Below are 11,825 nucleotides of genomic sequence, written 5' to 3' on the forward strand. Positions count from 1 at the left end.
CAGGCTGTCAGGAATGCTGAACGAGCGCTGCATCCGTGCGTGCAGGCAGCACGCGCTGTATGTTTTCCAACATGATCCAGCGGCGTTGAACGTCCGACACCCGCGCCAGCGGGCCTTCCGGATGCAGGAAGGCGTCCATCGTCTTCTTGTGGCCGTTCAAGGTCTTGGAGACTGGCCAATCGGTCCCGAAGATAATCTTGTGATTGATATTCCGCGCGAATAGCTTGAATGCGAGCCCGGCGAGTTTGAAACGCGAGCCGTTACAAGTAGTCTCCAATTGCTTGGTTTCCCAAAGGATGTTTTTTCTGTGCTTGGCTGTTTCCCGCTCACTGATATCAATCCGACTGGCATCACGCACTAATAGTTTGATGTTTGGGTAGCACCATCGAGCAAGGTCTCGCGGAAAGTCGCCACCAGCGGCCGCAGGTTGACGCGATGCCAGGCTGCCCAAAGCGGCGTGCGGTAGCTGAACCAGGGCAGTTCGCGCAGTACCACGCCGGCGGGCGCGTGGTGGCGCAGGCTGTGCTGGATCATGGCCATGCCTAGACCGGCGGCGACCAGTCCGAGGGCGGTCAGCGGCTCGGTCGCTTCCATCCTGATGTCCGGCGTAAAACCGGCGCGGGCGCAGGCGGCGACGAAATTGTCGTGCTTCAGCACGCTCTCCTTGTGCAGCACGGCAATCCATTCCTGGCCTTCCAGGTCTGCCGGCGTCAGTTCGGCGCGCGCGGCCAGCGGATGCTCCCCCGGCAGCGCCAGCAGCATGGCATCGCTCAGCACCTGGGCGCAATCGAGGTCGGGATCGTCCTTGAGCGGCGGTTCGCACACCAGGGCAACATCAAGGCTGCGCTGGCGCAATCCCTCCAATTGTTCGGCCGAGTGCATATTGTAGAGCGCGATATGCACAGCCGAACGGCCGTCGCGCAGCCTGCGCAGGGCGTCCGGCAGCACGCCGGAATGCATGGCGTTTTCGATATAGCCCAGGCAAAGGCCGCCTTCCTCGCCGCGTCCCAGCCGTTTCGCCAGCGATTCCAGGCGGTTGCCATGGGTCAGGAAGGCGCGCACTTCAGCCAGGAAGGTACGGCCATCGCGCGTCAGGCGGATGCGTTGCTGGCTTCGCTCGAACAGGGTCAAGCCGAGTCGCTCCTCCAGCTGGGCGATCTGGCGGCTCAGCGGCGATTGTGAAATATGCAGGCGCTCGGCGGCGCGGCCGACGTTCTCCTCCTCGGCGACAGCGACGAAATAATGCAATTGGCGAATGTCTAGCATATCAGACCTATAGGGACTCAAGATAGTCTTATTATGTCTTGGACTGCATTAACTGCGCAACCTATACTTGTCTTCACTGCTTGAGAAAGCGACTTTCCACACACTCACCAGCAAGGATAAAACATGAGCATCAAAGATAAACTACCAGGCAAGCTTGGCTTTGGCACCGCGCCGTTGGGCAATATGTTCCGCAACATTCCTGAGGAAGAAGCCTTGGCGACGGTCGATGCCGCCTGGGAGCATGGCGTACGCTATTTCGACACCGCGCCGTTCTATGGCGCCGGCCTGGCTGAAATACGTCTGGCCAGTGCGTTGGGCAAGCGTCGCCGTGACGACTATGTCTTGAGCACCAAGGTCGGCCGCGTCATCCTCGATGAGCTGGAAGATCCGGCGACGCGCGACCTGGGTGAAAAAGGCGGTCTGTTCGAGTTCGGCCGTCCCAATAAAATGATCAACGACTACAGCGCCGACGCCACGCTGCGCTCGATCGAGGACAGCTTGAAGCGCTTGAACACCGACCGCCTGGACATCGTCTGGGTACACGACATCGCCCAGGATTTCTATGGCGACGAGTGGCTGGCACAGTTCGAAATCGCCCGCACCGGTGCCTTCCGCGTGCTGAGCCGCTTGCGCGATGAAGGCGTCATCAAGGCCTGGGGTCTGGGCGTGAACCGGGTCGAACCATGCGAACTGACGCTGGACCTGAACGAAGCACAGCCCGACGGCTTCCTGCTGGCAGGCCGCTACACGCTGCTCGACCATGAACGGGCGTTGCAGAGACTGATGCCGGCGGCGGCCAAAGCCGGTGTCGACATTGTCGTCGGCGGTCCGTACAGCTCAGGCATCCTGGCCGGCGGCAGCCACTTCGAATACCAGAAGGCACCGGCCGAGATCATTGCCCGGGTCGAGCGCATTAAGGCTATCGCCAACCGTCACCATGTCAGTATCAAGGCCGCCGCGCTGCAGTTCTCGCTGGCCAATCCGGCGGTCGCCGCGGTGATTCCCGGCGCCAGCCGCCCGGAGCGCATCGCCGAAGATGCGCAAGCGCTGAACGCCGCGATCCCGGCCGCTTTCTGGCAGGAGATCCGTCAAGAAAAATTAGTGGCAGCCGATGCACCGGTGCCAGCAACCGGCGAAAAGGAGTAAGAGCATGGCCAGCACAAGCGCAAGCATAGAAATTGCCGCAACGGCGGAACGCGTATGGCAGATGATCGGCGGCTTCAATTCGCTGCCTGACTGGCTGCCCTATATTGCCGGCAGCGAGCTGAGCGAAGGAGGGCGCGTGCGCAGCTTGAAAACGCCTGAAGGCGAGATCATCATCGAGCGCCTGGAAAGCTTCAGCCAACAAGACCGTTCCTATAGCTACTCGATCCTGCAGGCGCCTTTTCCTGCCACGCACTACCTGTCCACTCTCCAGGTGCGGGAAATAGCGGAAGGACAGGCTTCCTTGGTGGTGTGGTCGGGCAGCTTTGTGCCGGCCGGCGTCAGCGATGCGGAAATCAGCAACATGTTTCACGGGATTTACCGGGACGGGCTACAGGCATTGAAGCTGCGCCTGCTTGAAAAGAACTGATGCACTGATTTACCGGTCGACTTGGGCACTGACCTTCCGGCTGCATCAGCGTCCGGTAACTTGGAGAATGCGTCAGCGCAAGCGTTTGAGCGGACCGGCCATGCGCAGGAAGCCGAGTGCCGCAGTGGTGTAGAAGGTGCGCGACGTTCCCACTGCAAAGTCATCGACATGGACCACGGTTCCCATGTCGGCCTCCTGCCAAGACAGCGCGAACACGCTTGGCGCAAGCTCGACAGCCTCGTACTGCACAGTGGCCGTCGCACCAGTGAATTCGCCTTCGGTGACCTCGTAAGTCATCGTATGGCCGTCATTGGCATAAATGTTGAGCACCGTCATCGCCGTGCCGTGCGCTCAGAGCCGGTAGCCGCCGCTCGCATCAATGACCTGACCGGTCGTCCACTTTGAGGCCGGACTCGCCAGGAAGCCAATGACGCCGGCAATATCTTGCGGCGTGCCGACCCGGCCCAGCGGGCTGGCCGCGATCATTGCAGCTTTTCCTTCCTCCGTGCGCAGCCAGGCGGCGTTCATGTCGGTGTCAACTGGACCCGGAGCAACCGCGTTGACAATGATGCCGCGTGGGCCGAGCTCCACTGCCCAGTGGCGCGTGAATGCATCGACAGCAGCCTTGGCACCAGCATAGGCGGAGATGGCGGTGAATCCGCCAGCCGTCTCGAATACGCGGCTCGACAAGACGCTCGACAGGTTGATGATGCGAGCGCCTGCCTTCATGCGCGCCAATGCGTGTTGGGTGGTCAAGAAGACCGCCTTCACATTCAACGTGAACTGACGATCAAACAGCGCCGGCGAGGTGCTGTCAAGCGCGCCACCGTCGGCCACACCCGCGTTGTTGACCAGCACATCGATCCGCGCCTCTCGGCCGCATTGCCTCAGTCCGTCGTCGACGCCCTTGAACAGATGCGTCACGCCGGCATCGGTCGTGAGATCCGCACTTACTGCGAAGCCGTCGCCGCCGGCGGCCTTGATCGCTGCCAGCGTGATGTCAGCCGCATCCTGGTCGGCGCGGAAATGCACGATGACGAAACAACCTAGTCGCGCGAGTTCGATTGAGGCGGCACGTCCAATGCCGCGCGAGGCACCGGTAACCAGTGCGACCTGAGAGAGAGGTGTTGTCATGAATATTCCTGCTGTATGTTTAGGTTGAATTGCATGCCCCGGCCTGGGGTCTGCCTTGCCAGATACCGCCAGTTCGCTTCGGTTTTGTCTGCAAGGAAGGTAGTTTATGGTTGCAAAAACTAAAGATAAACATCAAAATCTGCATCCCATCTATGCGTTTTCATCATTCATGAATCACGACCACCTGCGAATCGTCGTTGAAATCGCCCGGCAGGGAAATTTCTCCAGCGTCGCCAAACTGCACGATTTAGATCCCTCTTCGGTCTCGCGCATCGTCCAATCGGTCGAGCGCGAGCTTGGTGTCAGGCTGTTTCAACGATCGGCACGGCACGTGGCCGTGACCGAGGCGGGTGCAGCCTATGTGGCACGCGTGGCACATCTGCTTGAGGAACTGGATGCTGCCGGCGACGCCGTGAAGTCGATGGAAAACCGGCCCACGGGTATATTGCGGATCACGGCATCGGTCGCTTTCGGGCAAGCCTGTCTGGTACCACTAATGCCAGAGTTCGCCAGACGTTACCCGGAAATCACGCTCGAACTCATCCTCAACGATGCCAACCTGGATATGGTTGCCGACCGCATCGATCTGGCACTTCGGTTGAGTCCCCGTATGGCGCAGGATCTCGTTCGCGTGAAATGGTTTGACGCCACCTACAGAATCTGCGCGAGCCCCGCATACCTCGAAACGCACCCGGCAATCGAACGTCCGGAAGATCTCGGGCGACACCCCTGTGTGTTATTCGGTCACCCGCATCCGCAGTCCAGCTGGCACCTCCGAAGTGCCAATGGCACGACACAGGACATTACCGTCCCGACTGCGATGGTGGCCTCGAATGGTCTGGCGCAGAAGGCGCTTGCGTTGGCCGGTATGGGGCCCGCCCTGATGCCCATATGGCTCGCTGCGCCCGAGATCTCCTCAGGCGCACTCAAGCAGATACTTCCCGGTTACGCCGTTGCGCCGAGCGATTTCGAAGGCGCGGCTTGGCTGCTTTATCCGCACCGCAGTTTCTTGCCGGCGAAAACCCGCGCCATCGTGAACTTCCTGCTGGATCATGTGGCCAAGGAATGGACCTCGGTGTGAGTTAAGGCAAACTTGAATCCTTGTCGCTCAAACAAGGCACTGTACCGGCGTCTGACGCATTCCTGCTGCGGAGCTTGGGGAAGCGTAAGAACGTGCAGCGTTCGCATAGCTAAGATGGAGCAATTGCCAAACTATACGCAACTTGCGGATCGACCTATCCATTTGCGTATAATCGTATGCGTGCAACCTTCATCGAACTCCCGCCGTTCATGCGGTACCGCGCCGACTATCTTGATGATCAGGCTTATCGCACGTTGCAGACGGAGTTGATGAAACATCCCGAGGCCGGGGACGTGATTCCCGGCACCGGGGGACTGAGAAAGCTGCGCTTTAGGGACCTCGGCCGTGGAAAAGGTAAGCGGGGCGGCTTGCGGGTGATTTACTACTGGCGAGTTGCGGCAGATCAATTCTGGCTATTCACCTTGTATGACAAAGACGAAGCCGCCGACTTGTCCGCGGATCAGCGCAAAACCCTGTCTTCCATGCTGGCGCGCGAATTGAAAGCAAGGAGCACGAAATGACGAAGCGAAATTTGTTTGCGGAGCTCGAAGAGGGATTTGATGCGCTCGCTGATGAACGTGCAGGCAAGGTTACGCTTCGCAGCAGCACCGTCGAGTATCGGCCCGCCCTTGACGACTGGTTGCACGATCATGTCGCACCTGCGTATGACGCTATCAAGGTCGACCCTTCGCGCGCGGTAAGCATTGCTGGCGTTCGCGAACGGATTATTGCTGAGGACGATGCTGCCCGCAAAAAATGAGCAGCTATACCGTCGTGTTCACGCCGGAAGCTGAGCAACACCTCGCCGAGCTGTATCGATATATGTCGCAAAAATCGTCGGCCGGCACAGCGCATCGCTTCACGATGGCGATTGTTGACTATTGCGCCGCCATGGACGAATTTCCGCACAAAGGCATGCGGCGCGAGGACATTCGCCCCGGCCTGAGAATCATCAACTATCGCGGAAGCACAGTCATTGCTATCGCGGTTGACGACCTCGCCCGCGTCACCATCATCGGCATCGTTTACGGCGGACGAAATTACGAGGCGCTGCTCCGCCCGGACGATAGCGACAAGCCGTGAGTAATCCGTGGTTTGCCGATCTCTTTTATTTTTTTCGCAAACCCTGTCGATTTCTGCGAATCTGATACGTCGTAGTGTAAGCAAGACCAATAACACTCAACCTTTCAGGGAGATAAGCAATGCTTGACACTCCGCACATCACGCAGTCGACCGCGCAACAGGCGGCGGTCATCCACCTGACCATCCCGCGCGACCAGATCCGCACCGCGATGGGTCCCGCCATCCAGGAAGTCATCGACACCGTCGCCGCCCAGGGCATCGGCCCTGCCGGTCCCGTGTTCTCGCACCACCTCAGCATGCAGCCCGGCACCTTCGACTTTGAAGTCGGCGTCCCCGTAGCGAGTCCCGTCATGCCGACGGGCAGGGTCAGGCCGGGCGAGCTGCGTGCCGCCAAGGTCGCCCGCACCGTCCTGCAGGGCAACTACGACAAGCTTCCTGACGGCTGGGGCCAGTTCATGGCCTGGCTCGACAAGGAAGGCCTTCCGAAAGCGCCAGACCTGTGGGAGGTGTACGTCAAAGGCCCCAGCCTGGACCCCGACCCCTCCACCTGGCGCACTGAACTCAACCAGCCACTGCTCGGCTAACCCAACCATAAAGGAGACACACCATGACAACGCAAAACGTCAAACCTATCCCCGAAGGCGTGCACGCCGTTACTCCGCACCTGGTCTGCGCGGGCGCAGCCGAGGCGATCGAGTTCTATAAAAAAGCGTTTAATGCGGTCGAAATTCACCGCATGCCCGGCCCGGGCGGGAAGCTGATGCACGGCGCGATCCGCATCGGCGACTCGATGGTGATGCTGGCCGACGAATTCCCTGAATGGGGCAGCAAGGGACCAAAAACCCTGGGTGGCACGCCGGTGACCATCCACCTGTATGTCGAGGACGTCGACGCCGTGTTCGCCCAGGCGGTATCCGCTGGCGCCACGCCTGCGATGGCGGTGGCCGACATGTTCTGGGGCGACCGCTATGGCATGCTGATCGACCCGTTCGGCCACAGCTGGTCGGTCGCCACCCACATCAAGGACCTGACGACCGAAGAGATGATCGAGGCATCCAAGGCCGGCTGCCCTTAATGACGACATCGAAAGGAGAACAACATGCGATTCATGATTATCGTTAAAGCCACCGCCGATTCCGAAGCCGGCAAGATGCCGACCGAGAAGCTGTTGGCAGACATGGGCAAGTACAACGAAGAGCTGGTGAAGGCCGGTGTGATGCTGGCCGGTGAAGGCCTGCATCCGAGCTCGAAGGGCGCGCGGATCAAATTCTCGGGCGCCAACCGGGCCATCGTCGATGGCCCGTTCGCCGAGACCAAGGAGCTGGTCGCCGGCTTCTGGCTGTGGGACGTGAAGTCGAAAGAGGAAGCGATCGAGTGGGTCAAGCGCTGCCCGAACCCGATGGAAGGCGACTCCGAGATCGAGATCCGCCAGGTGTTCGAGGCATCCGACTTCGGCGACGAGTTCACGCCGGAGCTGCGCGCGCAGGAAGAAGCCTTGCGTGAGCAGATCGCAGCCAAACACTAATTGAAGGGAAATCTCATGCGATTCCTGATCTTCCGAAAAGCCGACGCGGAAACCGAGCAGGGCGCGATGCCCAGCGAGGAGTTGTTGACCGCGATGGGCGCCTACAACCAGCAGCTGGTCGACGCCGGCGTGATGCGCGCCGGCGAAGGACTGCGGCCCACCCGCGAAGCCGTGCGCATGAAGCTCCACAACGGTCAGGCCACGGTCATCGACGGCCCGTTCACCGAGACCAAGGAGTTGATTGCCGGCCTCTCCGTCTTCGAAGCCGCGTCACGCGAGGAGGTGGTGAACTGGATAAGGCAGTGGCCGATGCAGGATGGCGACGGTAATGTCACCGTCGAAATCCGCGAGGCCGGCTGTCCAGGCGGATGCGCCGAGGTGCATCCGAACCCGGATGCGAAGCAGGAGGGCAAGCGGTTCGCGGTCCTGCTCCGTTCCAGCCCCGCGCTTGAGGCGGAGGAGCCGGTGGCGCAGGAAAAGCTCGACCGCCTCGACGCCCACAACGCGGCGGAAGCGGCCAGGGGCGTGCTGCTGGCGGCCGACGGACTGCGTTCGAGTGCGCGCGCCAGCCGAGTGCAGTTCAGCGGCGGCAAGGCGACGGTGCTGGACGGGCCATTCACCGAAATCAAGGAGCTGATCGCGGGATACTGGATGATCCGCGTGGCGTCGATGATGGATGCCATCGAATGGGCAAAGCGCAATCCGTATCCGACCGGGCCTGATGTCGAAGTCGAGATCCGGCCGATGTACGAGCTCGACGACCTTGACGTCGACTTCACGCCGGAGCTGCGCGAGGCCGAGCAGCGCATGCGCCAGATGCAGCTTGAAGCTGGCATGCGCTAGGCGACGCCTTCGATGACAAAGGAAAGTACGCATCGCGTCATCGAGGGCGTCTGGCGCATCGAGTCGGCGCGCATCATCGGCGCACTGGCGCGGATGCTGCGCGACGTCGGGCTGGCCGAGGAGCTGGCGCAGGACGCCTTGGTCGGAGCGCTGGAATGCTGGCCCGCCAGCGGCATCCCGGACAACCCGGCCGCATGGCTGATGACGGTGGCGAAGAACCGCGCGCTCGACCACCTGCGCCACGCCAAGCTGCACCAGTCGAAGGAAGCCGAGCTTACCTACGAAATCGAAACGCAGCTGGAGAATGCCGCGCCAGACCTCGACGCCGCTCTGGACGACGACTTCGGCGACGACATGCTGCGGCTGATGTTCGTCTGCTGCCATCCGGTCCTGTCGACCGAGGCGCGCGCCGCGCTGGCCCTGCGCCTGCTGGGCGGCCTGAGTACCGACGAAATCGCGCGCGCCTTCCTGGTCTCCGAACCCACGGTCGCGCAGCGCATTGTGCGCGCCAAGCGCACCTTGTCCGAAGCGCGCGTGTCGTTCGAGGTGCCCGCCGCGGACCAGCTGGTGGCGCGCGTCGGCTCCGTACTACAGGTGATCTACCTGATTTTCAACGAAGGCTATTCCGCCAGCGCAGGCGACGACTGGCAGCGTCCCAAGCTGTGCGAGGAAGCGCTGCGTCTTGGCCGCATCCTCGCCGCGCGCATGCCGGACGAGGGCGAGGTGCATGGCCTTGTCGCGCTGATGGAGATCCAGTCCTCGCGCACCCGCGCGCGCATCGGCCCGAACGGCGAGCCGGTACTGCTGATGGACCAGGACCGCGCGCGCTGGGACCAGCTGCTGATACGGCGCGGCTTCGCCGCGCTGGAACGTGCCGCAAAGCCGGGCGAAGCCTTCGGCCCGTACGGGCTGCAGGCAGCCATCGCTGCCTGCCACGCGCGCGCGATCAGGCCGGAAGACACCGACTGGACGCGCATCGCCGCGCTGTATGACGCGCTTGCGCAGGTGGCGCCATCGCCGGTGGTGGAACTTAACCGTGCGGTCGTGCTGTCGATGGCATACGGGCCGGCAGCGGGGCTCGAGCTGGCCGACAAGCTGGCCAGCGAACCGCAGCTGCGCAACTATCACCTGCTGCCGAGTGTGCGCGGAGACCTGCTGTCGAAGCTCGGTCGCGATGCCGAAGCACGTGACGAATTCGAACGCGCGGCGTCGCTGACCAACAACCTGCGCGAGCGCGATCTGCTGCTGGCGAGGGCGCGCGACTGCGGGCGAAAGCTGGGTTTGGGCTGATCTATGCTAGGCTTTTGGCATGAAAACACTCAACGGAATTCGCCTCGCTGCCACGCTGCTGGCCTGCTCCCTGCTGGCCTCGTGCGCAAACGTCTTCGGCCCGCGCCAGGTCGCGCTGCCACTTCACAAACTCCAGGCTGGGATGGAACGCCGCTTCCCGCTGAACAACCGGGTGCTCGAACTGTTCGAGATCCAGCTGACGCGGCCGCAGCTTGCGCTGGTGCCTGACACCAACCGCATCGCACTGACGATGGATGCTTCGATCGCGCCGCCATTCCTGCGCCAGTCGTGGACAGGCACGATGGCGATGTCGGGGCGCTTGTATGTGGATGCCGCGCGCGGTGCCGTGATGATGGCCGAACCGCGCGTCGACCAGTTCGCGATCGACGGCATGGATTCATCGCGCCAGAGGCAGGTGACCAAGGTGGCGAATTTGCTGGTTGACCAGCTGGTACGTGAGACGCCGGTCTACAGCTTCCGGCCCGAGGACTTGCGCTACGCCGGCGTGCAGTTCGTGCCGACGCGGATTACCGCTGCGCGAGATGCGTTGGTCGTAACGCTGGAGCCAGCAAACCGTTAACCGTAGGGCGGAAGAGCGAAGCGTCATCCGCCTTGCATGCGTCACCGAGCATCGTTAATTCCCATCCTCCACCCGCTCCGGCGGCAACGCCCACTTCGGTACCTTCTAACACGTATGGGCGCGGCGCCTGTTCGCTGCCCGCGTGGGTGTGCGACGCGCGTTCCTACCAGGCGGACACCGCAGCCATCACCAGCGTCAACGACAGAAAATGCACCAATTTCATGCGTTAGCTTTCTTCCCCGGAACGCGAAAAAAATACCTGCATCGAAGGCCACGGCAACGCTTTACCCGGTATGCATTCCTGCTATTATTTATCCAGCTGAGTTGAAAACAGCGCTGCCTAACGATTGCGATCGTAGCTGTGCAACGCCTTAGTGGCGTTGCTTAAGTGCAAGCGGAGACCAGTTAACTGGCGAGGGTAGCGGCGGCAAGATCAGTTGTTTTTCCGCGGCAAGAATTCACTTACTTCCGGCCAATAATGCCGGGCTTGAGGATTCTCATTGCCATGGGGTTCCAACTGAGTAATCTTGCTGTAAGACTTTGATGTACTGCCTGCGAAGGGGTGAATCTTGGGAACGCTACAGGAGAATTTGCCGGAGAATGAGGGCAACGTTGAGTTGCCCGTCCCCCCGCCGATGGGTGCAGTCAGCGCGCGCCAGGCATTGCCGGCCAAGGGCTCGTGCTGGTACTGCGAGAAGCCGCTCGATAGCGTGCGACGATTCTGCGGCAAGGATTGCGCCGATTCGTTCGACGAGGAAGCGGAATACACGCGCTGACGCGCGCCGGCGTTTAGCTGGCGTGGCCCAGGCGGCGCAGTGCGCCAAGTGCGCGGTCGTAATCGAACTCGTTGGCGGCCAGCACCACCTCGTCAAACTGGGCGTCGCCCAGTATCATCCGCAAGCCTGCTTCGGAATCGTCGAGCAGGTCAATTGCCGCACCGTCACCACTTATCAGCAGATCAAGCAATCGCGCAAGCAAGGCCGGGTCAGCCATGGCTGCATTCGGCTGGGTGGCGTGCGCCGTCATTGGCACCGCTTCATTGAGCAAGGTGTCGAGGATGGCGATGACTTGCGACAGGGCGGGCGTCAGCGCGTCGAGGCAGGCCGTCTCCTCGCCCGACGCGGTGCGCAACGCCGTTTCCAGATCGCAGGCGAGCAGGTGGAGCGGCCGCGCGCCGATCATGCCGGCGGCGCCCTTGAGGGTATGCGAAAGCCGGTGCGCCAGGGCGCGGTCGCCGGCAGTGAGCGCGACGCGGATCGGCCGGTCGCCGTCGCTGTAGTCCTTCCGAAAACGCCGCAGCATGCGTGCGTACAGGTCGCGGTCGCCCATGACCCGGTCGATGCCGTCGCCGACATCGACTACTTCTCGTGCTGCTGCGTCCGCGCGGCGTTCTATCGTGCTCGGAATGTGGTCTTCTGTCATCGGGCTGCTGAGTCTTGCGTCGGAATTA

The 11,825-nt window shown here is 61.7% G+C and carries 18 protein-coding genes; 13 read left to right on the plus strand and 5 right to left on the minus strand.

Annotation, left to right across the window (positions count from 1 at the left end; translation table 11 throughout):
* Positions 1–7: 7 nt before the first annotated feature.
* Entirely contained in the window at positions 8–358 is a 351-nt protein-coding gene (locus HHL21_RS06145; protein ID WP_169464350.1) for a hypothetical protein, read from the minus strand.
* Positions 358–1,266, minus strand: coding sequence for a LysR family transcriptional regulator (locus tag HHL21_RS06150; RefSeq protein WP_169464351.1), 909 nt, complete (start codon positions 1,264–1,266; stop codon positions 358–360). The genes HHL21_RS06145 and HHL21_RS06150 overlap by 1 nt, the downstream gene beginning before the upstream one ends.
* A gap of 123 nt (positions 1,267–1,389) precedes the next feature.
* Here HHL21_RS06150 and HHL21_RS06155 point away from each other — a divergent pair, with 123 nt between their 5' ends.
* Positions 1,390–2,412: an aldo/keto reductase gene (locus HHL21_RS06155; RefSeq protein ID WP_169464352.1), complete on the plus strand. Its 1,023-nt coding sequence runs from the start codon at positions 1,390–1,392 to the stop codon at positions 2,410–2,412.
* Positions 2,413–2,416: 4 nt separating this feature from the next.
* Positions 2,417–2,839 carry an SRPBCC family protein gene (locus HHL21_RS06160; RefSeq protein ID WP_169464353.1) on the plus strand — a complete coding sequence of 141 codons (423 nt, stop codon included), beginning with the start codon at positions 2,417–2,419 and terminating at the stop codon, positions 2,837–2,839.
* Positions 2,840–2,911: 72 nt separating this feature from the next.
* Here the strand turns inward: HHL21_RS06160 and HHL21_RS06165 are convergent, their stop codons facing one another.
* Positions 2,912–3,169 carry a MoaF-related domain-containing protein gene (locus HHL21_RS06165; protein ID WP_169464354.1) on the minus strand — a complete coding sequence of 86 codons (258 nt, stop codon included), beginning with the start codon at positions 3,167–3,169 and terminating at the stop codon, positions 2,912–2,914.
* A gap of 21 nt (positions 3,170–3,190) precedes the next feature.
* The gene (locus HHL21_RS06170; RefSeq protein WP_169464355.1) at positions 3,191–3,973 is read right to left on the minus strand and encodes an SDR family NAD(P)-dependent oxidoreductase; all 783 of its coding nucleotides are present in this window, start codon (positions 3,971–3,973) and stop codon (positions 3,191–3,193) included.
* A 106-nt stretch (positions 3,974–4,079) separates the two neighbouring features.
* On the opposite strand from HHL21_RS06170, the gene HHL21_RS06175 reads away from it, so the two are divergent.
* The 11 genes from HHL21_RS06175 (at position 4,080) to HHL21_RS06225 (ending at position 11,151) form a co-directional block, all read left to right on the plus strand.
* Positions 4,080–5,054 carry a LysR family transcriptional regulator gene (locus HHL21_RS06175; protein ID WP_169464356.1) on the plus strand — a complete coding sequence of 325 codons (975 nt, stop codon included), beginning with the start codon at positions 4,080–4,082 and terminating at the stop codon, positions 5,052–5,054.
* A gap of 176 nt (positions 5,055–5,230) precedes the next feature.
* Positions 5,231–5,575, plus strand: a complete 345-nt coding sequence (locus tag HHL21_RS06180) for a toxin (RefSeq protein WP_169464357.1) — start codon at positions 5,231–5,233, stop codon at positions 5,573–5,575.
* Complete coding sequence (locus HHL21_RS21590) at positions 5,572–5,814, plus strand: hypothetical protein (RefSeq protein WP_229496092.1); 243 nt, start codon at positions 5,572–5,574, stop codon at positions 5,812–5,814. Before HHL21_RS06180 ends, HHL21_RS21590 begins: the two co-directional genes overlap by 4 nt.
* Positions 5,811–6,137: a type II toxin-antitoxin system RelE/ParE family toxin gene (locus HHL21_RS06190; protein ID WP_169464358.1), complete on the plus strand. Its 327-nt coding sequence runs from the start codon at positions 5,811–5,813 to the stop codon at positions 6,135–6,137. Before HHL21_RS21590 ends, HHL21_RS06190 begins: the two co-directional genes overlap by 4 nt.
* Before the next feature lie 119 nt (positions 6,138–6,256).
* Positions 6,257–6,721: a GyrI-like domain-containing protein gene (locus HHL21_RS06195; protein ID WP_169464359.1), complete on the plus strand. Its 465-nt coding sequence runs from the start codon at positions 6,257–6,259 to the stop codon at positions 6,719–6,721.
* 23 nt (positions 6,722–6,744) lie between these two features.
* Positions 6,745–7,212, plus strand: coding sequence for a VOC family protein (locus tag HHL21_RS06200; protein WP_169464360.1), 468 nt, complete (start codon positions 6,745–6,747; stop codon positions 7,210–7,212).
* Between the two features lie 24 nt (positions 7,213–7,236).
* Positions 7,237–7,662, plus strand: a complete 426-nt coding sequence (locus HHL21_RS06205) for a YciI family protein (RefSeq protein ID WP_169464361.1) — start codon at positions 7,237–7,239, stop codon at positions 7,660–7,662.
* 15 nt (positions 7,663–7,677) lie between these two features.
* Positions 7,678–8,505, plus strand: a complete 828-nt coding sequence (locus HHL21_RS21365) for a YciI family protein (protein ID WP_206085602.1) — start codon at positions 7,678–7,680, stop codon at positions 8,503–8,505.
* Between the two features lie 12 nt (positions 8,506–8,517).
* Positions 8,518–9,795 carry an RNA polymerase sigma factor gene (locus HHL21_RS06215; RefSeq protein ID WP_169464362.1) on the plus strand — a complete coding sequence of 426 codons (1,278 nt, stop codon included), beginning with the start codon at positions 8,518–8,520 and terminating at the stop codon, positions 9,793–9,795.
* 19 nt (positions 9,796–9,814) lie between these two features.
* Positions 9,815–10,375, plus strand: coding sequence for a DUF1439 domain-containing protein (locus HHL21_RS06220; RefSeq protein ID WP_169464363.1), 561 nt, complete (start codon positions 9,815–9,817; stop codon positions 10,373–10,375).
* 617 nt (positions 10,376–10,992) lie between these two features.
* A complete protein-coding gene (locus HHL21_RS06225) occupies positions 10,993–11,151 on the plus strand; it encodes a hypothetical protein (protein ID WP_169463944.1) in 159 nt (52 codons plus the stop codon).
* Between the two features lie 13 nt (positions 11,152–11,164).
* Here HHL21_RS06225 and HHL21_RS06230 read toward each other — a convergent pair whose 3' ends face one another.
* Positions 11,165–11,797 carry an Hpt domain-containing protein gene (locus HHL21_RS06230; RefSeq protein ID WP_169464364.1) on the minus strand — a complete coding sequence of 211 codons (633 nt, stop codon included), beginning with the start codon at positions 11,795–11,797 and terminating at the stop codon, positions 11,165–11,167.
* Between the last annotated feature and the right edge of the window lie 28 nt (positions 11,798–11,825).

Origin of the sequence: Massilia polaris (assembly GCF_012927275.1) — a bacterium.
Lineage (GTDB): Bacteria > Pseudomonadota > Gammaproteobacteria > Burkholderiales > Burkholderiaceae_D > Telluria_A > Telluria_A polaris.

Coding starts and splice junctions, on each gene's coding strand:
- HHL21_RS06220 (WP_169464363.1), top strand. CDS start 9,815: ATGAAAACACTCAACGGAATTCGCCTCGCTGCCACGCTGCTGGCCTGC.
- HHL21_RS06205 (WP_169464361.1), top strand. CDS start 7,237: ATGCGATTCATGATTATCGTTAAAGCCACCGCCGATTCCGAAGCCGGC.
- HHL21_RS06190 (WP_169464358.1), top strand. CDS start 5,811: ATGAGCAGCTATACCGTCGTGTTCACGCCGGAAGCTGAGCAACACCTC.
- HHL21_RS06160 (WP_169464353.1), top strand. CDS start 2,417: ATGGCCAGCACAAGCGCAAGCATAGAAATTGCCGCAACGGCGGAACGC.
- HHL21_RS06195 (WP_169464359.1), top strand. CDS start 6,257: ATGCTTGACACTCCGCACATCACGCAGTCGACCGCGCAACAGGCGGCG.
- HHL21_RS06175 (WP_169464356.1), top strand. CDS start 4,080: ATGGTTGCAAAAACTAAAGATAAACATCAAAATCTGCATCCCATCTAT.
- HHL21_RS21590 (WP_229496092.1), top strand. CDS start 5,572: ATGACGAAGCGAAATTTGTTTGCGGAGCTCGAAGAGGGATTTGATGCG.
- HHL21_RS06155 (WP_169464352.1), top strand. CDS start 1,390: ATGAGCATCAAAGATAAACTACCAGGCAAGCTTGGCTTTGGCACCGCG.
- HHL21_RS06180 (WP_169464357.1), top strand. CDS start 5,231: ATGCGTGCAACCTTCATCGAACTCCCGCCGTTCATGCGGTACCGCGCC.
- HHL21_RS06215 (WP_169464362.1), top strand. CDS start 8,518: ATGACAAAGGAAAGTACGCATCGCGTCATCGAGGGCGTCTGGCGCATC.
- HHL21_RS06200 (WP_169464360.1), top strand. CDS start 6,745: ATGACAACGCAAAACGTCAAACCTATCCCCGAAGGCGTGCACGCCGTT.
- HHL21_RS06170 (WP_169464355.1), bottom strand. CDS start 3,973: ATGACAACACCTCTCTCTCAGGTCGCACTGGTTACCGGTGCCTCGCGC.
- HHL21_RS06230 (WP_169464364.1), bottom strand. CDS start 11,797: ATGACAGAAGACCACATTCCGAGCACGATAGAACGCCGCGCGGACGCA.
- HHL21_RS06150 (WP_169464351.1), bottom strand. CDS start 1,266: ATGCTAGACATTCGCCAATTGCATTATTTCGTCGCTGTCGCCGAGGAG.
- HHL21_RS21365 (WP_206085602.1), top strand. CDS start 7,678: ATGCGATTCCTGATCTTCCGAAAAGCCGACGCGGAAACCGAGCAGGGC.